Genomic DNA, 20776 nt, shown 5'->3' with positions numbered 1-20776 from the left:
CACCTTGACCGCCATCGACCCCACCGCCCACCTGACCGCGGAGCAGATCGAGGAGCTTGGCCGCGAGCTGGACGCGATCCGCGACGAGGTGATCGCCAGCCGCGGCGAAAAAGACGCCGCCTACATCCGTAAGGTCATCTCGGCGCAGCGCAAGCTCGAGCTGGTCAGCAGGGGTGTGCTGCTGTTCTCGATCTTCCCGCCGGCGTGGCTGCTCGGCACCGCCGGTCTGTCCGTGGCGAAGATCATGGACAACATGGAGATCGGCCACAACGTCCTGCACGGCCAGTGGGACTGGATGCGGGACCCGAAGATCCACTCCACCACCTGGGAGTGGGATCACGTCTCGCCGTCCGAGCAGTGGAAGCACTCGCACAACGAGCTGCACCACACGTACACCAACGTGATCGGCAAGGACAACGACCTCGGCTACGGCATCATGCGCGTCGACGAGGACCAGAAGTGGCACCCGTTCCACCTCGGCCAGCCGCTATGGAACTTCATCAACGCCTGCTTCTTCGAATACGGCATCGCAGCGTACGACCTGGAGCTCGGCAAGAACCTGTCCAAGCGCCGCCGCACGAGCCCGGAGTTCCGCGCGCGGGCCAAGGCCGTGGGCCGCAAGATCCGCAAGCAGGTGCTCAAGGACTACGTGATCCACCCGCTGCTGTCGGGCCCGTCATTCCTCACCACGCTCGCCGCCACGTTCACCGCGAACCTGGTCCGCAACATCTGGACCCACTCGGTGATCATGTGCGGGCACTTCCCCGAGGGCGTACAGGTCTTCGAGCGCCGGTCGATCAAGGGCGAGACGCGCGGCCAGTGGTACCTGCGCCAGATGATGGGCTCGGCGAACATCAGCGGCAGCAAGGCCATGCACTTCATGACCGGCAACCTGTCGCACCAGATCGAGCACCACCTGTTCCCGGACCTGCCGAGCAACCGGTACGCCGAGGTCGCGGTGAAGGTGCGCGCGCTGTTCGAAAAGTACGAGCTGGAGTACGTCACCGGGCCGCTGCCCAAGCAGGTGTTCTCCGCGTGGCGCAAGGTCTTCCGGCTCTCGCTGCCGAACAAGAAGCCCAAGGTCAAGACGCTGGACCGCGAGCAGGAGCTCGTCGCGGCCTGAATCACCGTATTGGTTCAGATCTTTCGGCCGAACCGGCGGCACCGCCGGATTCGGTGAGATCCGTTGCGGACGGTAGGCGACCGCGACGTCGGACCGTACGACACGGGATCCGGGGCAGCTCATTGTCCGGCTGCGCTGCCTGGACGTAGGCAAGGAGCTCAGCACACAGCCCGCGGCGAGGTGTTGTAGTGCGCTGACCTGCCGTGGTTGGGCCGGTAGTCGGGTGCGTACGGGCACTCGGTTTGCCGACGGGCGGGCTGGGTGGAAGGCATGGGCTGTGACTGGACACTGCCGGAGCCGATGCTCGTCGCCCCTGTGTCCGACCCTGCGCTGCTGCCGGGGGGGGGTGGGCGGGTGAGCCGAAGTGCGATGGCTACCGCGCTCAGCTCGCCGTGTACGCGGGCGGGCGGGTGCTGCTGCGCTCACGGCGCGGCACGGACGTGACGGCCGCGTTCCCCTAGAGCGTGTCTCTTTGATCAACTGATCAGTTGATCGGATGTGTTCGTACGGTTAGTGATCACTGATGCGATGTGGGACCGGATCGAGCCGCTGATGCCGGCCGATCCGGTCCGTGGACGACGGTGGGCCAACCACCGCCGAACCTGGAAGCCATCGCGTGGAAGTACCGCACCAGCTCACCCTGGCGCGACCTGCCAGAAGAGCTCGGCCCCTTTCAGACTGCACACAAACGCCTGATCAGGTGGGCCATGGATGGCACATGGGCACGGGTCCTGGCGGCGTTACTTGCAGTGGCGGATGCCGATAACGAGGTGGGCTGGACGGTCTCGGTGGACTCCACCGTCTGCAGGGCCCACCAGCATTCCGCCGGTGCTAGGAAAAGGGGGCGCCTGGCCGGTCCGAGCCCGAGGACCACGCCCTCGGACGCTCACGTGGCGGCTTGAACACGAAGGTCCACCTGGCCAGTGACAGCCGCGGGCACGACCTCTGTCCATCCATGTCACTGCGGGCCAGGCCGGTGACGCGCCGGCCTTCGAGGCGGTCATGGTCGGGATCCGGATTCCACGAAGCGGGGCCGGCAGACCAAGAACCCGGCCCGCGGTTGTCCTCGCTGATCGCGCCTTTTCTTCCCGCGCGATCCGTGGGCATCTCCGTCGCCGAGGTATTCGGGCCGTCATTCCGCAGCCCGCGGACCAGGTCGGCCACCGCTTACGCCGAGGCCGCGCCGAAGGCCGCCCGCCTGGCTTCGACGCCGAGACGTACAAGGAGCGCAACACCGTTGAACGGTGCATCGCCCGGCTCAAGCAGTGGCGCGGCCTGGCTATGCGAACCGACAAGCTTGCCATCGCGTATCAGGCTGCACTCCACCTGGCTGCCATCCTTATCTGGGCTCGTCGCTGACCAGGCATGACGACGCGCCACTGAGCGGAGAAACGCGGTGGTCCCGGCCCGAAGGTACCCATAGCATCCGCCTATGACCGAAAACATCAGGATTGCAGGCGACGAGCATGACGCAGAGGCCGAAAGGGAGCTTTCCTGGCGGGCCAAGTCCGTCGGCCTTGTAGCGCTCGACATCGACGACGCCGAGCTCATACACAGCTGGAGATCCGATCCCGTAGCCGCCCACCACATAGGCATCTGGCCACGCTCACTCACCGCTGTGCGCGAGCGCATCGAGCGCGACATCGAGGACGACGATCGCGACGACTTCCTCATCTACCCTTCCGGCAGCACCCCTGTCGGCTATGTCGCACTGACCAGCCAGAACATCGTCAACGGCACAGCCCAGGTTGAGCTGATGCTCGCTGCTCGACATCGCGGGCAAGGCCACGGCACCGCTGCTCTGGACGCCGTGGTGGACCTAGCCTTCGGCGAACTTCCGATGTATCGGCTCACGGCGGAAACGCACACCGACAACACCCCCGCGCTCGCCGTCCTTGCCAAGTCCGGCTTCACCCAGGAAGGAGTCAGCCGCGCCGCCTGCCTCCACCGCGGCCGCCGCCACGACCTCGCCGTGTTCTCGCTACTCCGCCCCGAGTGGGAAAAGCTGAACCGTCCTCGTGCCTGGGACGCCTGACCGCGGGGCACTTGTTCAACACCCAGCCGAGCCAGGCGCCACACTCCTCAGAGCATCAAAGAGATAGGCTCTAGATCCGGGCAGCGGCCCTGGCGCAGCTGCCGGCGGGCACCGCGATCGATGGCGAGCTGGTGGCGTGGGAGCGGGACAGCTCGCGTTCGAGCAGCTGCAGCAGCGGCTCGCCCGCCGCGGGGCAGCTGCCGCTCAGGCGGCGCGGGAGTGGCCGGCGCACTTCGTGGCCTTCGACCTGGTCCAGCGAGGCGGCGACCTGGCTGTCTGGCCGTGCGCGTGGCGCCGTGCAGGTAGGCAAGCCAGACGTCTTCCGTGTCAAGGTCAGCAAGCGCCCGCCGCCCGGCCACCAGTCCTCAAGCAGTCCCACGGCCTCGTCCACCGACGGTCTCGGCGTCATGCCCACCTCATCGTCCGCCGCTGCGGGCGCTCAGCGTACTCAACCGGCAAACCCGCCCGGTCAATTCTGTCGCAGCGGGGCCCGCCCGGTCAGGGTCCAGTTCGGGCAGGTGGGCCAGGCCGGTTTCCAGCATGATGCGGCCGACGGTCCCGTGCAGGTGGCTGGCGGCGCCGATGACGGTCTCGAGCGGCAGGTATCCCGTCAGCTCGTGCAGGCCTCGCAGGCAGCCCCATCAAGTACGGCCGCTCACGAAACTGCGGCCAGAGCCTTGAAATCGACCGGAGCTGCTTCTCTTCCTCACTCGATCCGATTTGGACGGTGTGGGGAGGTGAGGAGTAGGAGCACTCTTGAGGGACCGCCGACCCTCAGGTCCGGCCTCCAGGTATCGGTGACAGACAGGGGTGTCCTCTGGATGACGTCGGACCCCACGTGTCGGCAGGTGAATTCGGTTGCGGCGGGGCTGGTGGGCTCAGTGAGGATGCGTTCATGGACGATGCAACAGACGATGTGAACCAGGCGATCGCGGGTGAATTGCAGCTCATGGATCCGCATGTCCGTGCCTCACGGAAACGCGCCGGGGAACTCCTCGACCCGGAATTCGTGGAGGTGGGCGGGTCTGGGCGGCGGTGGACGTACGAGGCGATGCTCGCCGAACTGCCCGATCGCCCAGGCAGTTCGCTGGACCCTCCCCGCTTCGAGCCCTCAGACGTGTCGGGTGTGCTGCTCGCCCCAGGCCTGGTGCATCTGACGTTCGAGACCCTACTCGGTGAGCGCAAGACCAGGCACAGTTCGATCTGGCGCCGAGGGGACGGAGCCGCAGGCTGGCGGATGTACTACCACCAGGCCACACGCGTGCCGCCCAGCGTGGACTAGAGCGTGTTCCTCAGTCGCTGAAAGACAATGGTCCGGCGAGGCTTGCCGTCTGTGGGGATGAGAGCCTGGGCCGGGACCTGTGTGGGGGACTTGTGGAGCCAGGTCCGCAGAAGCAGGACGGTGAGGGGCGAGAACGGAACGCGTACGAGCGGGTCCTCGCGGAAGACCGTCGTATCAGGCACGAGATGCTGCGTACGAGTACCAGCGGCGCCCATTTCGGACTCATCGTTACCGTCGTCACGGTTGGGTTCCTCGCCGCTTTCGGCAGCGCGCTCCGTGGGCGCTGACCGTCAGCGGAGCGGCCGTGCCGGCTGGCTCAGGTTCCCCCGGAACCTCACCGGTCAGACGAGGAGCGGCATGTCGGCTTCGACGGCACCGACGGGCACCCGCACGTTCACAGGCTCGCCCTGCCCGGTGAGAATCAGTGGGCGCCCAAGGAGCCCACTTCGGCTTGCCCGCCACGGGCCGGCCTTCCGGTGTGATCGGCCCGAGCGTTGTGGCTGCCGGCCTTCGGGTGGGTGGTCGTCATCGTCTCGTCTCCTTCGCTGCCCCGGTCGGGGCGGTCGTTTCGAAGGAGCAGCGTGCAGGAGCACACCTTGACCGCAGTCTGACGGCCGCCGCCAGCGAGGCAGGTCAAGGAGAAACGTGGCGTGCGCGGCCGGGTGACGCACCCGGGCAAGGGGTCGGCTGCCGGGGCCGGCCTTCGGGCCATCAGCTGGACAAGGGGGCCAGGCTTGACCCTTGCGGCCCGATTTGTGACTTGCTTGCATTGTTGGCCAGGGGGCCGGTGAACAGAGCGACTCACGGGATGGCGCTGCTTCGTAGTTGGCCATTTCGTTGACGGGTAGTTGGCCAGCGCGGAGACGGTGTGGTCACTCAGGGTGCTTTCGCGGTCAAGGTGCGGATCCTTCTGAGTGACGGCACGCCATTGCCGCGATATAGCCTCCCGACCTGCTCGGTTCAACCACTCGGGGCTTCCCTGAGCAGGCGGCCCCACCTCTGCGTCAAGCATCTGGGCTGCGGAGCCGAGATCCGGTGCTTCGGACGCCTATGTCAACGTGCATTGGCGTCCCTCTCAGCGGAAGTCCGCCGCGTGGTCCACCGCCCACTCCCGGAAGGATCGGGCCGGGGTGCCCGTGATCCGCTCCACCTCATCGTTGACCGGCTCCGGATTGTCGAGCATCTCCGCCTGGGCCGGCAACACGGCCTCCACCAGCTCTGCCGGGTAGCCTGCGGCCTTCATCCGCTCGATGGCCTCCTCCAGTGCAACCTCCTCGAACCGCACTGGCCGCCCGATCGCCTCGCTGATCAGCGCCACCTGCCGTTCCTGGGTGATCAGTTCGAGGCCGGTGATCAGAGGGCGGGCGCCGAGTAGGGCGTCGGTCGTCAGCGCCTGAACGGCGACGGCAGCTATGTCCGCCTCATGGATCAGCGGGCGGGCCAGTCTTGCCAGCGGCGCCCGCACCGCACCGGTCGTGCGGACCTCCTCCGCCCAGCCCAGCGTGTTGCTCGCGAACCCGGTGGGCCGCAGCGCCGTCCACTCAAGACCCGATGCCTCGATCAGCCGCTCCAGCTCGGTGTGGAACATGGTGATCGCCTCGCCCGGCTCCTCCTTCTCGCTCCCGACCCCGGCGGATGACAGGTGCACCACCCGCCGGGCGCGCTTCCCGATCGCGTCGATCACGTCCGACGCGCCCTCGGCAGTCAGGAACGGCCACACCAGGAAGACAGAATCGACGCCCTCCAGAGCCGTGTCCAGCGACGCGGGATCAGCGAGATCGCCGCGTACCGCCTGCACACCCTCCGGGAAGTCCGCCTCCCCTCTCACCAGCGCCCGCACGGGCACGCCCGCCGCGTGCAGTTGGGTCACCACCGCGCCGCCGACGTTTCCTGTCGCGCCGGTCACCAGGATCCTGGGCTGTGTCATCGGAACCTCCTCGTCTCGCCGTTCGATGACACGACTCTCGTACATCAACCAAGGTTCAGGTCAAGGACCGGCTTCGCCGGAGCGGCCGTCAGGTGCTGTGCCGACTCCCGAAGCGAGATTGGTCACCGGGTGTCACTGGCCAACTGGCGATCAAAGAGGCCAACTACGAGGCAATGTCACACGGTTCACCCCATCCCATGGAGCAGGGCCAAATCTCTTGCCTCTGTCCACGGGCGACCGCCCGAGACTGCTGGGAGTCGTCGTGATCCGCGCGGCGACCGACAGTTGAGGAGACCTCCATGCCGTACCTGATGCCGTCCGTACACCGCTGACGCCCGAGCAGGTGGAGCGGGGCTTCGACTACCTCCTGGCGCTGCAGATGGGCGGCGGCTCCGCATGAGGTGCGTGGTCCGGCTCGTACGGCGGGACGTCACGGCCCGGCTGGTACTGCGGGCCCTACCGCAGATCGCGCAGAACCATCACCATGCCGGCGGCCACCACCAGGAACAGCACCCCGCAGGACGCCGCCCAGCCCGGGCGGCCGGCCGCCGCGAACAGGGCCGTGCCGAGACCGGCCCGGATCGGACCCCATAGACTCAGCCAGAACCGCATCCGCACGGGACTGCGTGCGGTCCGGGGCTGATTCCCGGTACGCATGACGGTCGCATCTCCTCGCGAGGCCACCTCGGCCTACAGAGGATGCACCCGCACCGCCGCCGTTCACCGGGACGGATCGACAGGGGCTGGGCGGACATCGACATGGGGGCGCATATGAACGGCCGGGACGCGGACACGCAGGGAGCCGGCTGGCAGGAGATCGCGGTACGCCGTTCCCGAATCCGCGGCTGCCTGCTGGGCGGCGCGATCGGCGACGCGCTCGGTAACCCCATCGAGTTCCTCTCCCTGGCCGCGATCCGGCGCACGTACGGCGACCTCGGCGTCACCGGCATGGTGCCGGACGAGGAAGGCGTGACCGGCCGTGTCACCGACGACACGCAGATGACGCTGTTCACGGCTGAGGGTCTGATGAGGGCGCACGCCCGGGCCTTCGCCAAGGGCATCGGTGGAGCGGAGGTCGGCTGCGTCCAGCAGGCGTACCAGCGCTGGCTCGACACCCAGAACTACCCGTCGCCGCCCGCGCCCGCCCGCGGCGACTCGGTCCGTACCGGCTGGCTGCGCACGCTGCCCTGGCTGTACGCCCGCCGCGCGCCCGGCAACGCCTGCCTGACCGGGGTCACCGCCGGGCACGTACCCGACCCCTGCGCCCCGCCGGGGGAGCCCGGGCCGGTCAACCCGCAGTCCAAGGGGTGCGGCACGGTGATGCGGTCCGCGCCGTTCGGGCTGACCGGGGGGAGCCCGTCCAGGGCGTTCGCGCTGGCGGCCGCCGCGTCCCGGATCACGCACGGCCACCCGACCGCCGCCCTCTCCTCCGGCGCGTTCGCGGCGATCGTGGCGTACCTGCTCCGGGGCGAGTCCAGGACGGGCGCGGTGCTGCGGGCGATGGAGCTGCTGCGCCGGCACACCGGGCACAAGGAGACCACGGCCGCGCTGCGCGCCGCCGTGGACCTGGCGGACGAGCCTGGCGCGCCGAGCGCCGAACGGGTGGAGACCCTGGGCGCCGGCTGGGTCGCCGAGGAGGCGCTGGCCATCGCCGTCCACTGCTTCCTCGCCCCGACCGCCTCGGTGGCGGACGCCCTGCTGCTCTCGGTCAACCACTCCGGGGACAGCGACTCCACCGGCTCGATCTGCGGGAACCTGCTGGGCGCCGCGGTGGGTGACGTCCGACTGCCGCCGCAGTGGCTGCTGCTGACGGAGGGCCGGACGGCGATCTCCCAACTGGCCGAGGACTTCAGCCTGCAGTTCGAGCACGGGGAGCTCGCGCCCGGGGTGCCGGTGCACTCCTTCGACCCGTCCCGCGAGCACTGAGCCCGGCGGGCGGAAGCGGCGGGCGGGTGTGCCGCAGCGGTACGAGACGGCCGTCGCGTCGTCGTTGTCGGCGGCGGCGGTGAGGCCGTACTCACCGGGCGCCTGTTCGCCGACCCCGGCTTCAGCCTCATCGGGGCCGAGATGCCCCAGGCGGCTTCGCAGGCGTCCTCCGACAGGACTCGATGCCGTCACTGCCGGACTCACCCTTCACTACCGGCTCAGGCATCGTCGAAGGCCACGTCAACAGAGTCAAAACCCTCAAGAGGACGATGTACGGAAGGGCCTCCTTCGATCTCCTTCGGACCCGAATCCTCATCACGCCGTAGTCGTCCGCCGTGCGCTATCTGGCAGAACCATTCATCCTTGGCGCCCTCAAGCGGGGCCGTTGTGTCGATCAGTTCCTCGGACCGTCTGGAAGTCCCGAGCGGCTGGGTATCCACTGGGTGGGGATACGGCCGATTCGAGGGACCTACGAGGTCTATCTGCACGCCGCTCTTAGCCGTACGCGAACACTGGGTAAACCAGTCCATGTCAGGCGACGAGTACGTCGACTACGTGGTGGCCAGCCGTCCAGCCACGGCACCTGACGGCCAGCCGTGGCCGACCCCGTAGCCGTCCGTCCTGCATTGGGATTTCACGGAACTCCGGCCAGAGCCCGATTCCCCACTGCTGCTCTTCGCCCCAGTTGGTGCACGAGGTGAACCAACTGGGAAAGTGGGGAGTGGGAAGCAGAAGGGCTCACCGATCGCTGGGTCGGTGAGCCCTTGAGCGTGTGGCGAGTCAGTGAGACGAGACGAAGCCCGCTGACTCGTCGAGGTGGAATGGTGACCGGGGCTCTCGTGCGTCCAGCCGTCGGTGAGAGCGGCGCGGATGCTGTCAGCGACCTGAGCGGGCAGGATCGGGCTGCCTCGGGTTCCGAACCAGTTGCTCGGATGCGGCTGGTTGGTGCTGATCATTAGTGTGGTGCCGGGAGTGTCGGCGTGTTCGACCGCGTAGGCGAGGGGTGATCGGGCCAGTCCCAGGTCATAGGTCGGCCTTCCGCGAAGTCGCCACCGGTAGGCGGTGCCGTCCACGTTGATGAGCCGCGATCCCTTTGTGACCAGTGCCATGTCCACATCCTTTCCCATGTGACAGTAGTGAACGGCGACTGATCGTGCCCTGCCGATTTCCGTCGGATGGTGTCAGCTTCTGCGCATGGGGATCGCGTCCCGGCTTGCTGCTGGGATGGTGGGTCGCGCGGCCTGGGGAGTGGCCAGCAGGGTGACGATGGGACGGGCTTGTCGCAGGGCGGGCAGTTCCGGACGGTCGTGGGCGGGAGTGGGGTCGGGTCTGGCGGCGCTGGCGTCATCGTTTCGCCTTCAGAGAAGTCACCGGCGATGTCGTGCGCTCCTGGACGATGTCGTGCATCCGTCCGGAGAGTGCACGGAATCGTCGGTGGGCATCGGCCACATCGAGTGCACCCCACTGGTGCGCTCAGCGGCTGACTTCTGGCCTGCGGTGTCGGTCCAGCTGCTGCGGGCGGCGCGCGCTGGTCGCGCATCGGGTGTGGTGCGGCGGTGTCCTCTCGGCCGACGTAGCGGTTCATGGTCTCGTGGGCGTGGTCGGCCTGGCACTTGCCCAAACACATTAGGGGCACCTCCCCCGGTTCGGCCCAACCGAGGGTTGAGGAGCAGGGTGCGCGTGACGGCCATTGAGGTTGCCGTTAGGGGCTGTCGCGAAAGTGGATCTTGTTTGTTCGTGATCGCGTCTCGTGGAACGTGGAGATCTGACGAATAGCCAGTGGGCCCGGCTTGAACCGTTACTGCGGGGCATCAAGCCGGGTCGACCGCAGGTGTGGACGCGGCGGCAGCTGATAGATGGCATACCGGTGGCGGACCCGGCTTGATGCCCCGTGGCGGGAGGTACCGGAACGGTATGGGCCGTGGGACCGGGTCCATGACTTTTTCCGTCACTGGCTGTCAGTTTCATTTGTACGCTACCGTACACACCAACTGTACGGCACCGTATACATGAGAGGCCCCCTTGAACTCCAGGAAACGACTGCTCCGTTGGGCGAGCGGGATCATGCTCGTGCTGGGAGCGGGACACCTGATCCTGCTGGCGCTCGGCGCCTGGGACGACGTCACCGGCTGGGTGGAGCGGGGGATGTGGGCGGCTGTCCCCCTCGACCTCTCGGAGGGGGCGCCGCAGACAGTGGAGTCCCTCACGAACTCCGTCACTTTCTGGGCGGGTCCGGGGAGCTTCGCCGTGCCCATGATTCTGCTGGGGTGCCTGATATGGCACTTCGCCGGCCGCGGGGTGAGCGTGCCGGCCTGGACCGGCTTGGGCATCGCGCTGTGGTGCGTGCTGGGCGGCGTGCTTCTTGTGCCGTCCCCGTTCTTCGTCGGCGCCGTCTCCGGAGTGCTCATCGCGCTGGCGGCACGGAAGGAGGACCGGCCGGCAGCCGTCCAGGACCGGGAGTTGCACGTGTCCTGAACGCGGAAACGAGGCGGCCGGCACTGCCCTCGATTAAGCAGTGCCGGCCACATGTCGCCCGACGGGCGCCGTCGGCCCAGGGGCTGTGAAAGTGAATCTTGTTCGTTCATGATCGCGTCTCGAGGGACGTGGAGATCTGACGAATGGCCAGTGGGCCCGGCTTGAGCCGTTACTGCCGCGGGGCATCAAGCCGGGTCAGCCGCAGGTGTGGACGCGGCGGCAGCTGATAGACGGCATACCGGTGGCGGACCCGGCTTGATGCCCCGTGGCGGGAGGTACCGGAACGGTATGGGCCGTGAGACCCGGTCCCAGTGCACGAAGTCGGGGGTATTCACATCCTGCCGACCCTACGGTGAGTACCTGATCCATATCCCTACGGTGCTTCTCTGCCGACGTGGTCCGGGTCCAGGTAGCGTCAGGACCAGGGGGGATAGATGAACTTCGACGAAAGCGAACCGCAGTCTGTTCGCGAGGAGCGCTTCGCCGCAGAACGGGCCCAAAGCAGAGCGGCACGCAAGGCTGCGTCGCTCGACCTGTGGGGAGCCCACGTCGGCGCGGTCATCGTGACCGTCGCCGTGGTCCTCCTCAGCTGGTACGGCAAGCTGGTCGCTCTAGGTATCGTCAGCGGAATCTTCCTGCTCTGGTTCGCCGCAGCCCTCGCATGGGCCTACGCCGACGGGGACCATGGCCGACACGCACTCCAGCGCGCGTACAACATCACCTTCGGTTGGGGCAATGGGGTCTGAGCTCCAAGTACTGGGCGCCTGCTCCCGAGCCGGCATGACAGACGTTCTGGAGTGGAGTTGGCGGTCCACAGGTGGAGCGCGGTCAGTCCCGTGTGTGTTCGCGGGAGGGCGGCTGGCTGGCCCGGCGGGACTGTCGGCGGGTGATTCGTCTGGTCATCGGGGTGATAGCGGCCCAGGTGATCAGGGATTCGGAGTGCTGGATGAGACGTTCGTAGTCGCGGGAGTGTCTGCGGGCGCGCATTACCCAGGCGATCGACCTCTCGACCACCCAGCGGCGGGGCAGGACGACGAACCCGACCGCGTTCTTCGGTGGGCTGACGGTCTTCAGCGTCAGGTTCAGGTACTTCTTCGCCCAGTCGACAAGCTGTCCGGCGTAGGTGCGGGCGCATGAGCTCTGGTCGCCGGGGCAGGCGGCACACACACCTCACCCCAGGGAGTCCCTCATGATGGTTGTCGGCATCGTTGCCGTCTGTATCGTTCTGGCCGTTCTTGGCTTCTTCCTGCCCCGCCTGTCCCGGCACCCCGAACGCGGCACCCAGCGCACCCTGGGAGCCGGTTCACGGGCCGGCGGCAAAGCCCCCGGAATACTGGGCCGGATCTTCAGCAAGCCCTTCCGCAGCAGCTCCAAGGCGGTGGGCCACAGCGGCTCCGCCGGCCGACGCGCCCGAGGCCGCATGCCGTTCTGACTTCCGTGCTCGAGCATGACTGCGGCGGGTGGAGCTCCCCCTGGATGCACTCTCGACAGCCACCAGATGGCGTACAGCGCCGGGTACCCACGCGGCGCCGCGATCGCGGCGCCGAAGAGCAGCGATCTCCACACGCAAGGATGAGATCGAGCTGACCACCGGGCAGACCGGCATCGGGCGGGCCACGCTCTACACGTACTTCTCCGACGTCGAAACCGTCCTGCCGGCCTGGCACGCACGCCAGGTTGGCTGCGTCAGTGACAACCCACTCCAGTGGTAGGTCAGTTCTGACTCCGTTTAGGGGCGTCCAGAGCAAGTTTTGCATGCGAGATATGACTCCATAGTCAGCGACTCCTCAGTGGACATTTGAGGCATCTCGGGTCTGCTGTCCTCCTCGCCACTGCGGGGAGACCGGGATTCCGTTGGCCGTGACGGTTTGAGGCGGCCTCGGCTGGGCGGTCCGAAGCGGCGCCGGCGGGCGCCGTATCCGGTGGTGGTGGCTACCTGGAGTGGTCCCTGGTTTTGGCGTGACGCGGCCCCGCCAGGTAGGTCGTGGCTCTTTGCTGGGAGAATCAGCCGATTCGAATGCAGCGAGCGAGATGACCGGAGGAGCGAGTGACTGCTCAGCAGCCCTTGCATGAGGTTTCGGCGACGGTGGCCACGGACTCGGGAATGCTCGTCTTGTGGGATCCGCAGCGGTTCGAGGCCGTCGTCGATTACGACACCTGGGAGGACGAGCTCCTGGAGGACGAGGACATCGCCGGCCATATCCAGGCGGGTTCTCTTGTTCCGCTCAACGTCGGCGGAGATGGCGCGTTCGGTGTTCTGGTCCGTGCGGGCACTGCGGCCGCGCCGGCCAAGTTGACCGGGCGAGAGACAGCCCACCAGCTGGTTGCTTCTCAGCCTTACCTTTTCGTCTCCCGCGGTCGTGCACTCGTAGGTGGCATCGAAAACGTCAGCGCCGACGTCTCGGACGGCGTGCTTGAGCACCCCGTTCCCGAGGGAAACTGTGCCGTGGTTGTCCACCTGCTCGACTGGCAGGCTGAGGCTGGCAGCCAGGACAAGGGGGGACGGCCCGTTCCGGGAGCCCTGCCGGACTTTGTGGTGCTGATCAACGCCGCTCAGCCCGGTCACGGAACCTTCCGCACTGCGGTGAATACGTTCGAGGCCCCGAACGGCTGACGCTGGCGGCCCTGGTTCAGATGGCCTTGAGCTGCTGCTGGGCCTTGGTGTGGGCGAGGCGGTATGACTCGGTGCCGGTCTCGATGATGTTGCCGCCGAAGGTGAGCCGGTCCACGATGGCCGCGCAGAGCCGGGGATCGGTGAAGGTCTTGGTCCAGCCTCCAAACGATTCGTTGGAGGCTATCGCCACAGAGCTCTTCTCCTCACGCTCGGTCAAAACCTGGAAGAGGAGTTCGGCACCACGCCGGTCCAGTTCCATGTAGCCCAGCTCGTCAATACAGAGAAGGTCGACGCGGCCGTAGCGGGCGATGGTCTTGGCGAGGAGTTTCTCATCGGCGGCTTCGACGAGTTCGTTGCCTCCCACCACCAGCCCTCCACTGGAGTCGAAACTCATCAACACGAACTCCACCCACACCAAGTGGAGTCAGAAGTCACCTTCCGGCTGGAGTCACTTGTCGTCTATAGAGCCACCAGGTCGGCGGCCACCTCCAACAGCTGCGGGCCACCTGCGATCAGGACGGCACCGGGATGCGGGCGTCGACTCCTCACAGCGGTTCGGCCGTCATCGCTGGAACATCGAACGCACCATCCCGACGGTCGGCCTCGGTGTCACCATGGCCGGACCGGGCGCAAAAAGCGAGGTGCGACTACACGGGTAGCTGACAACGGCAACAGCGCGGTCTCCGCGCATACCGCAGCCACACACTCCAGTCGCCGCGGTACGACTTGCTGGTGTTCTCCGGGCGCCTCGCGAGCACGTGCCGGGTGGCGGCCCGGTCGATCTGGGCGAGCCGGGCCTCGACGTCCGGGCGGAAACCGCCATGCGGGCGGAGACGACGAGCGGCCGTAGGCCGGGGTCGTCCGCGGCCGCCGCCGCAGCCCGTTTGAGCGTCGTCGCATCGGGAGCGGGAACCTCAGGGCCAGCAACGCCCAGTTCCCCGCCAAGCACACCCCGGCGGGGGCTCGCCGTGGGCCGGCCCCGGGATGCCACTCCACGCGGGCGGGGCACTCCCGTGCCAAGCGGATGCCGGCAGATGCTGTCCCGGCCCGTCGCGGTCGCCGATCTCCGCGACAAGGCCGGGCCACGCCAAGGTCGTGTCGAGGGCTTCGCCGGTGTCACGACGCCCCAGCTGGACACGGCCTCCTCGGCTCAGGCCCGGGTCGGGTCCTCGGGGATCGGGTGCACTTCGACCGGGTCGCTGCCGGGCTTCCCGCCCGGGCCGGGGCACGCCGACGCCCGTGCGGCGATCTCCAGGGCCCGGTCCTCGTTCTTGACGTCGACCACCCAATACCCAGCCAGAATATGTCCCGCCTGGGCCGGCCCGTCGGTGACCTGCGGCCGCCCGTCGCTTCCGGCCCGTACCGTCTTGACCAGTGAGGGGCCGCCGAGGCCCTGTCCCTCCACCCATTCCCCAGCGGCAGTGAGGTCGTCGTTGAGAGCGCCCATGTGGGCAAACATGGCCTCCATGTCCTCCTTGGAGTACGACGACATGATGGCGTCCCACTCGTCGGCAGGCACATTCATCTGGATCATGTACTTCATTTTCCTCACCCTTCCGGGGCGGCTGCTGGGCTTCTCGAACTTGCAAAGAGGTAGACAGCCAGGCGCCACAAAACTCATCGGCACCCCCAGTACCAAATCGACGGAAACAACCGTGGGGCAGCACGAAGCCGCGGGCACCCCTCAAGCCGCGTGTCATGGTCCTCACTGGTGGTTCCGGTGCCTGGGCCCACAGCACGCCGGGCGGTGACGGCTGGCAGAAGCAGAACGCCGGGGCGTACAAAGGCGGAGAGCTCGACAAGTGCCTGGCCGCGCTCCTCGACCTGGCCGTCACCCTCGCCGGCCGGATCCGCGGCCAGATCGACCGCGGCGTGACACTCGCGGTGCGAATGGCCGACAGCTCCACCGTCCAGCGCACCCGTGCAGCCGTCCGAAGACACCTTGGTGTTCTCTTGTCTGGCGGGTAGGCGGGGTGCATCTGTCGGCGGCGTGGGAAGGAGCGGTTGTGGCGGGAGCGTTGGTTGCGGGTGGGTGGGGCCTGTTCGCGGGCGCGGCTCTGCTGGTGGGGGCCACTGTCGGCTCGCTCGTGCGGGTCCCGCCCCGGCTGATCGCCCTGGTCATGGCCTTCGGCAGCGGTGTGCTGATGGCCGCGGTGTCGTTCGAGCTGATCGCCGAGGCGTACGAACGCTCCGGGATGTGGCCGGTGGTGGCCGGGGCGGTCGGCGGTGCGGCCGTGTACTCGGGAGCCAACGCCCTGTTGGCGCGGCGCGGTGCCCAGCACCGGAAACGCTCCGGGGATCAGCAGCCGTCCGAGGCGGAGGCGCCGGGGTCGGGCAACGCCATCGCCCTGGGGGCACTGCTGGACGGGATCCCGGAGTCCGTGGTCATCGGCACCAGTCTGCTGGGCGGCGGACAGTTGGGAGTGGCGACGGTGGGGGCCGTGTTCATCAGTAACCTCCCCGAGGGCCTGGCCAGTGCCGCCGGGATGCGCAGTGCCGGTCGCAGCCACAGGTACGTGTTCGCTTTGTGGGGAAGCATCGCTGTGATCAGCGGTCTGGCTGCGCTGGCCGGGTACGCCTTGCTGGGCGGGACGTCCGCGGCGGTGATGGCGGTGATCACGGCCGTAGCCGGTGGCGCGATCCTGGCGATGATCGCGGACACGATGATTCCCGAGGCTTACAGCAAGGTGCACCTGCTGACCGGGCTGGTCACCGTCGTCGGATTCTTGTCCGCGTTCGCCCTGTCTCATCTGTAAGGGCGGGCGCGGGGGCAGGGATGGGACCCCGCGGACCTTGTGCTCCGATGCGCGGCGGTGAGGGGGCGGTTCGCCGGTAGCCCACCGGGTTCAATGACCGGAGTCTGGAAGTTGTGCCGCCTCCAGCCGCCTTGCTCTCGCGTAAACCACGGTGCTTCACAAGCACGTCGGGGCGGCGGACGGGCCGGTCAGATCGGGAATGCGCATGCGGCGCAGGAGATCACGTGGGACGCGCCTGCTCAGAGTGCTGCGCCAGGTGATTCCCGGGTGGCGGGAACGCAGGTGAGAAAGCGCCCGGGTGCCCAGACCGGTGCTGTGGAAGCGCTCGTCGATGGTGACGGCGGTGATGACGCCCTGGGCGCACTCAGGGCACATCCGGTAGCGGACCTGGCCGACGACCTGGCGGATGTGGACGAGGAGCAGGCATTCCTCGCCGGGGCCGGGGTCGCCCAGGAGGTGCGTGGACGAGAACTCGATCGCTCGGTAGGCGAGGAGTCGGCGGCGGACGCGGGCGGTGATCCCGCTTCGTCGTGAGTGCTCCCTCGGGAACGACGTCATCGCCGTATGGGGGACTCTGCGCGGCACCAGCCGCGGGGAGTGGCTCGGCGTACCGCCGGGAGGAGGCGCCTTCGAGGTGCCCTTCGGGGACGTCGCCGGAGCAGTCCCACGGCACGCGGGTTCGTACAGTCTTCCGAGCGTGCGGGCTCAAGCTCCACTGACCCGACAGGCCAGGCGCGGCCTGGGGTTGCCCGGTCTCGGAGGGCTCGCCACGAGCTCGTCGGCGACCAGCCCTGTCGCGTCGCCCGGCTCGATGTCGAGCAGCGCGCGGACGAACACCGTGGATTCAACACTCCCTGCCGGGGAGTCGAAGATGCGGTAGCCGAAGGCGTGACGGCGTCCGCGGTACGCGAGCGAGCCCAGGTGTTCCCAGCGGCGCACGGCCTTCTGCCTTGGTTGGTGCGCTTCCGTCGGTCATCGCGATCAGGTGAAGCAGAAGCCTCCCCGGCAGGTCACCGGGGACGGCCAAGCTCAACGCTGGGGGTCAGGAGCCCCTGAGGGGATGCGGGGGTGTCCGAGGCAAGGGAGGTGTCAGGTGCGGGTGGGAGTCAGACAGGTGCCAGGGGGCGCGCCGGCGAGAAACGCATGGGCGGCGTACGGGTCGAACCGCTTGCCGCCCTTCACCTTGGCCGCCTCCTTGGAGAAGAGCGGATGGATGAAGCCGTCCTCCGGCGCGGCATAGGCATCGTTGGCGATCACGTGCCTGGAGGGGCCCAGTACGAGCTTCCCGTCCCGCACCGTCGCGCTCAGCTGTCGCCGTACGACCACCCTGGACACTTCGTCGCGGCCGGGGCGGACCTCCCAGCCGCCCTCGGTCTTGATGACGGCGTAGACGAAAGGGTAGTCGGCATGCACGAGAAGTTCCCCGGCCGGCGTGGCCTCGTAGGTCATCGAGCCCTGGGCCCTGGTGTCCTCCAGGACGAGAACCTCGCCGGGATCGAAGCGGGTGAACGTCTCCAGGGGGCTGCGGCTCTGCGAAGGGTGAGCGAGGGCGGCTTCCCGTTCGCGGCGGGCGGGATCGCCGGGGGCGAGAAGAGCGAGAGCCCTCTCAGGGCGCTCGCTCGCCGGTCAGTACCTCGTCGGAGACATTGGCCACTCTCACGAAGTCGCGCACCGTGTCCAAGCCGGTGGTGACCTGATCTGCGCTGAGCCCGCCGACGGGGCGGACCAGGGCGGGGGGCAGCATGCTGCTCGCCACGTCGGTCCTGTCCCAGCCGGCCGCAGGAGAGCCCCGGAAAGGCAGTCCGGTGGTGAGTGGCCAGGTGTCGGGCCACAACGCCTCCTCAAGGAGCCCCGGTGCGAACGGCTCGTTCGCAAGCCGCTCACCAGCCGTGACGTCGAACAACCACAACGCGAACCCACTGGCCAGGAACACCCCCGCCCCTGCCCACAACCCGATCTTGCGGCGCCGTCTTACCCGGTCCTGCCGCAACGCTGACGCGTGATGAAGGGCGAGGACGGCCTGAACGATCGCTGTGATGCGGTTGGTGCTGCAGCGGAGCTTCCGTAGGAGGCGCCGGCCCATCAGAATGGCCATGATCTGCTCGCCGAGGCAGCGGATCTGGGCGTGCGTGCCGTTGTGCCGGCGCGCCGTAGCCGGCACGAACGCGCGAGACCCCCGCCGTGCTTGTCGGCGGGGGTCTCCGTTCCGGTAGCGCGCGGCAGCCATGAAGCGCGAATGGGATGCGTCCACGCCAGGGCGCGCCAGTGACGAACAGCGGTCCTTCGCTGCTACTTACCGATGGTGACCTTGTCACTGTCGAGCAGCGCCGTGTGCGTCGCCGAGGTAGCGATCAGCAGGATCAGCAACAGCCCGATGAACGGGCTCTCGCCCTCCGGGGCCGCAGCGGTCGAGATACCCAGGATGAGCACCTCGACAACGACGTACACGACGGCCACCCACGGCTTGACGACACCCTTCACTGCGGCGACGACGAACGGGATCGCCGAGCCGATGCTGATCGTGATGATCGGGACAAGTGTCCAGATCACCTTCGCCACCGTGGAGTTGAACATGCGCGGCCGCATCGTCGGCATGACAGGCGCGGTGACGTACGGGCTCTGCTGTTGCGGCTGCTGGTACGGGTTCGTCATGGGCTGTCCTTGTGTGCGTGGATGGATGAGCGATTGTCTGCCTGGGCGGGGTGCGGGCGGTAGGGGTGTGACAGTGCTGATACGGGGTGTTCGAGCTACTTCCGCTTGCCCGGGGCCGGGTCGACCACCTCCTCGGCCGACAACTCCCGCTCCGGTGGCCGGAAGACCAGGGGTGGGCCGCCTGGTCCAGGTGTGACCCGGTCGATACGGGGGCCCGCGAAGGGCAGGCTGTTCCTGCCCGGCCGGCACGGCCCGCCCGGCGTGCCGGCCGGGGCTCGACATGATCGTCAACCGAGGTCACCGTGGCAGTCGGCCCGCAGGGCCGCAGGCCCGGCCCCTGACGCGTGCGCGAGCCCCGGCCGTAGGAGGCGTAGGCCGGCCAGCCGCCTGCCGGAGCCTGGGCCGCTCGCTTCCGCGTGGTTTTCTTGGCGGCCGTCCGATGCTCGGCCTTCACGGCGATGAGCTCGACGAGCGCCTCGGTGTAGTGGTCGGTGAGCCAGTCCCCGCCCCCAGGTCGGCGAAAGCGGCTCCTCGGCCGCGTCCAGGACAGGGTGGATGGACTCCGCCGCTCGGGTCGCGGACCATACTGGTTGAGCCCTGATCACTCACTGGACGGTTCCATGGCCAAGAGCAGCTCTTCATCGACCACTGTCCCCGACACCGTGTGGCTCGGGCGTGGGCGTCACCTCGGGCCCGCGGCCGAGCGGGACGTCCGGCGCAACCTGATCGCCCTCAAGGCGGCCGGGGTGATCGACGGTTTCCTGGACCTCGACCCGATCGAGGCGGCCCGCTCGACCGATCTTTTCCCTCGGGATGAGTCCGCCGACCCCGGCCCGTCTGCCCGCCGGCTCTTCGAGGCCCGCTGGCGCGTGGCCGACGGTGTCACAGTGCGCGCCCAACTGACCACGTACGAGCCGGAGTCCCGCCGCGTCGAGAGCGAGGGTGTCACCTGGGTGCTCGCCGCCGAGGCGGAGCGGGCGTGGGAAGCGAGCTGGCCCTCACCCGCCACCGTGTTCTGGCCCGACAGCGACCAGGTCGCCTGGGATCACGAGACGGTGCCAGGCGTGCGTCTGCGGACGACGAACCACCTGCCGAAGGACGACGGCGAGTTGCGGCGCCTGCTGCGGGGCTGCGCCCGGCAGAGCTGGTTCATCCATGTCGTGGTGCACGAGGCGATGACGCCGGACGCGCGGGGGCGGCGGCCGATCACGGCGTTCCTGCCGCCGAGCCTGCGGCACCAGGTGGTCGAGCACCGGGCCACGCCCGAGCAGGCGCTGATCGCCGACTTCGCGATGAAGCGTGAGCTGGGCGTGGGGCTGCCGCGCGGTGGGGCCGTCGTCCTGCCCCCGACGCCCCAGGTCCCGGGCTACGACGCGGAGCGCTTCACCGTACGCGATGTCTTCCTGGACGGTACGGAACCGACCGAACTCCTCCAGAGGATCGCGGAGTTCGCCTCACTGCCGCGACCTCTGCCGGCCGACGCCGAGCAGGTCCTGACACGGCTGCGCCAAGGCTGGCACCTGCTCACCCCGGACGAGGAGCTTGTCCACGCACGGGCCATGGTCACCAAGTATGCCAAGGCGCTCGAGGCCATGACGGCATCCTGTGACCTGTACCGTGAGGCGGCCGAGTCGGCGCTCGCCGCGCTCGCCGAGGCAACCAGCGGCAACGACGCGTCCCGGACGCCCACGCCGGCTGCGGCCGAGCAGGACACCTCACCGCTGAAAACCCTCACGAAGACACTCGCCCTCTTCCGCGGCCCGAACCGATAGAGGGCCGGATGGGACCGGGCGGTGCGTCGTCGTCGTCGACGTACAGGATCACCTCCCCCGCCGCCGTGGGGGCCACACCGGTGCGCGGCTGGGGGGCGATCTCAAGCGGTTCAAGTCGTTCATCGAAGAGCGCGGCGGCCAGGAGACGGGCGCGTGGCGCGGCTCGGTGTGAGGATCCGGCGGGCACCGGCGCGGCTCCGCGCCCCCACGTGAT

General features: G+C 68.2%; 18 protein-coding genes and 5 pseudogenes. 12 read left to right on the top strand and 11 right to left on the bottom strand.

Translation table 11 applies throughout. The annotated features are described in order from the left end of the window. Positions 1-4: 4 nt before the first annotated feature. From ACFYV5_RS31170 to ACFYV5_RS31160, 3 genes and pseudogenes are all read left to right on the top strand, one after another. Positions 5-1123, top strand: a complete 1119-nt coding sequence (locus ACFYV5_RS31170) for a fatty acid desaturase family protein (RefSeq protein WP_389173914.1) — start codon at positions 5-7, stop codon at positions 1121-1123. Between the two features lie 498 nt (positions 1124-1621). After that, positions 1622-2482: pseudogene (locus ACFYV5_RS31165) on the top strand (IS5 family transposase). A 73-nt stretch (positions 2483-2555) separates the two neighbouring features. Beyond that, on the top strand, positions 2556-3158 hold the full coding sequence (locus ACFYV5_RS31160; protein WP_355113000.1) for a GNAT family protein: 603 nt from the start codon (positions 2556-2558) through the stop codon (positions 3156-3158). A gap of 70 nt (positions 3159-3228) precedes the next feature. Here ACFYV5_RS31160 and ACFYV5_RS31155 read toward each other — a convergent pair whose 3' ends face one another. Then, the gene (locus ACFYV5_RS31155) at positions 3229-3468 is read right to left on the bottom strand and encodes a hypothetical protein (protein ID WP_389173912.1); all 240 of its coding nucleotides are present in this window, start codon (positions 3466-3468) and stop codon (positions 3229-3231) included. Positions 3469-4053: 585 nt separating this feature from the next. Between ACFYV5_RS31155 and ACFYV5_RS31150 the strand changes: the two genes are divergently transcribed. Further along, positions 4054-4440 carry a DUF4440 domain-containing protein gene (locus ACFYV5_RS31150; RefSeq protein ID WP_389173909.1) on the top strand — a complete coding sequence of 129 codons (387 nt, stop codon included), beginning with the start codon at positions 4054-4056 and terminating at the stop codon, positions 4438-4440. Positions 4441-5515: 1075 nt separating this feature from the next. Here the strand turns inward: ACFYV5_RS31150 and ACFYV5_RS31145 are convergent. Together ACFYV5_RS31145 and ACFYV5_RS31140 are read right to left on the bottom strand one after the other, a co-directional pair. Continuing rightward, the gene (locus tag ACFYV5_RS31145; RefSeq protein ID WP_389173906.1) at positions 5516-6346 is read right to left on the bottom strand and encodes an NAD(P)H-binding protein; all 831 of its coding nucleotides are present in this window, start codon (positions 6344-6346) and stop codon (positions 5516-5518) included. A 480-nt stretch (positions 6347-6826) separates the two neighbouring features. Then, positions 6827-7024: pseudogene (locus ACFYV5_RS31140) on the bottom strand (DUF6343 family protein); the annotation flags it as partial. Positions 7025-7126: 102 nt separating this feature from the next. Here ACFYV5_RS31140 and ACFYV5_RS31135 point away from each other — a divergent pair. The 3 genes from ACFYV5_RS31135 to ACFYV5_RS31125 all read left to right on the top strand — a co-directional run bounded on the left by ACFYV5_RS31135 (position 7127) and on the right by ACFYV5_RS31125 (position 11514). Further along, entirely contained in the window at positions 7127-8293 is a 1167-nt protein-coding gene (locus ACFYV5_RS31135) for an ADP-ribosylglycohydrolase family protein (protein ID WP_389173904.1), read from the top strand. 2022 nt (positions 8294-10315) lie between these two features. Then, on the top strand, positions 10316-10768 hold the full coding sequence (locus ACFYV5_RS31130; protein ID WP_389173901.1) for a hypothetical protein: 453 nt from the start codon (positions 10316-10318) through the stop codon (positions 10766-10768). 434 nt (positions 10769-11202) lie between these two features. Continuing rightward, positions 11203-11514, top strand: a complete 312-nt coding sequence (locus ACFYV5_RS31125) for a hypothetical protein (RefSeq protein ID WP_389173898.1) — start codon at positions 11203-11205, stop codon at positions 11512-11514. Positions 11515-11620: 106 nt separating this feature from the next. Here the strand turns inward: ACFYV5_RS31125 and ACFYV5_RS31120 are convergent. Continuing rightward, positions 11621-11890, bottom strand: a pseudogene (locus tag ACFYV5_RS31120) (transposase); the annotation flags it as partial. Between the two features lie 67 nt (positions 11891-11957). Here ACFYV5_RS31120 and ACFYV5_RS31115 point away from each other — a divergent pair. Both ACFYV5_RS31115 and ACFYV5_RS31110 read left to right on the top strand, forming a co-directional pair. Further along, the gene (locus ACFYV5_RS31115) at positions 11958-12200 is read left to right on the top strand and encodes a DUF6411 family protein (protein WP_389173895.1); all 243 of its coding nucleotides are present in this window, start codon (positions 11958-11960) and stop codon (positions 12198-12200) included. Between the two features lie 615 nt (positions 12201-12815). Next, positions 12816-13382 (top strand): hypothetical protein, encoded by a 567-nt coding sequence (locus ACFYV5_RS31110; RefSeq protein WP_389173893.1) that lies wholly within the window; start codon positions 12816-12818, stop codon positions 13380-13382. A gap of 16 nt (positions 13383-13398) precedes the next feature. Here the strand turns inward: ACFYV5_RS31110 and ACFYV5_RS31105 are convergent. After that, a pseudogene (locus tag ACFYV5_RS31105) lies at positions 13399-13737 on the bottom strand (ATP-binding protein); the annotation flags it as partial. Positions 13738-14532: 795 nt separating this feature from the next. Next, a complete protein-coding gene (locus ACFYV5_RS31100; RefSeq protein WP_389173891.1) occupies positions 14533-14916 on the bottom strand; it encodes a YciI family protein in 384 nt (127 codons plus the stop codon). Between the two features lie 164 nt (positions 14917-15080). On the opposite strand from ACFYV5_RS31100, the gene ACFYV5_RS31095 reads away from it, so the two are divergent. Next, entirely contained in the window at positions 15081-15350 is a 270-nt protein-coding gene (locus ACFYV5_RS31095) for a hypothetical protein (RefSeq protein WP_389173888.1), read from the top strand. Positions 15351-15388: 38 nt separating this feature from the next. Next, positions 15389-16138: a ZIP family zinc transporter gene (locus ACFYV5_RS31090; RefSeq protein WP_355112980.1), complete on the top strand. Its 750-nt coding sequence runs from the start codon at positions 15389-15391 to the stop codon at positions 16136-16138. A gap of 156 nt (positions 16139-16294) precedes the next feature. Here the strand turns inward: ACFYV5_RS31090 and ACFYV5_RS31085 are convergent, their stop codons facing one another. The 5 genes and pseudogenes from ACFYV5_RS31085 to ACFYV5_RS31065 form a co-directional block, all read right to left on the bottom strand. After that, positions 16295-16696: a hypothetical protein gene (locus ACFYV5_RS31085; protein WP_389173885.1), complete on the bottom strand. Its 402-nt coding sequence runs from the start codon at positions 16694-16696 to the stop codon at positions 16295-16297. A 147-nt stretch (positions 16697-16843) separates the two neighbouring features. Continuing rightward, positions 16844-17077: a hypothetical protein gene (locus ACFYV5_RS31080; protein WP_389173882.1), complete on the bottom strand. Its 234-nt coding sequence runs from the start codon at positions 17075-17077 to the stop codon at positions 16844-16846. A gap of 150 nt (positions 17078-17227) precedes the next feature. Beyond that, entirely contained in the window at positions 17228-17551 is a 324-nt protein-coding gene (locus ACFYV5_RS31075; protein ID WP_389173879.1) for a hypothetical protein, read from the bottom strand. A 571-nt stretch (positions 17552-18122) separates the two neighbouring features. Next, positions 18123-18275, bottom strand: a pseudogene (locus ACFYV5_RS31070) (IS5/IS1182 family transposase); the annotation flags it as partial. Between the two features lie 152 nt (positions 18276-18427). Further along, positions 18428-18790 carry a hypothetical protein gene (locus ACFYV5_RS31065; protein ID WP_389173876.1) on the bottom strand — a complete coding sequence of 121 codons (363 nt, stop codon included), beginning with the start codon at positions 18788-18790 and terminating at the stop codon, positions 18428-18430. 620 nt (positions 18791-19410) lie between these two features. On the opposite strand from ACFYV5_RS31065, the gene ACFYV5_RS31060 reads away from it, so the two are divergent. Beyond that, entirely contained in the window at positions 19411-20562 is a 1152-nt protein-coding gene (locus ACFYV5_RS31060; protein WP_355112969.1) for a hypothetical protein, read from the top strand. Positions 20563-20776: the final 214 nt, after the last annotated feature.

The sequence above is a fragment of the Streptomyces sp. NPDC003035 genome, assembly GCF_042888285.1.
Taxonomy (GTDB): Bacteria; Actinomycetota; Actinomycetes; order Streptomycetales; family Streptomycetaceae; genus Streptomyces.
This window is presented reverse-complemented; position numbering and strand designations above follow the sequence as displayed.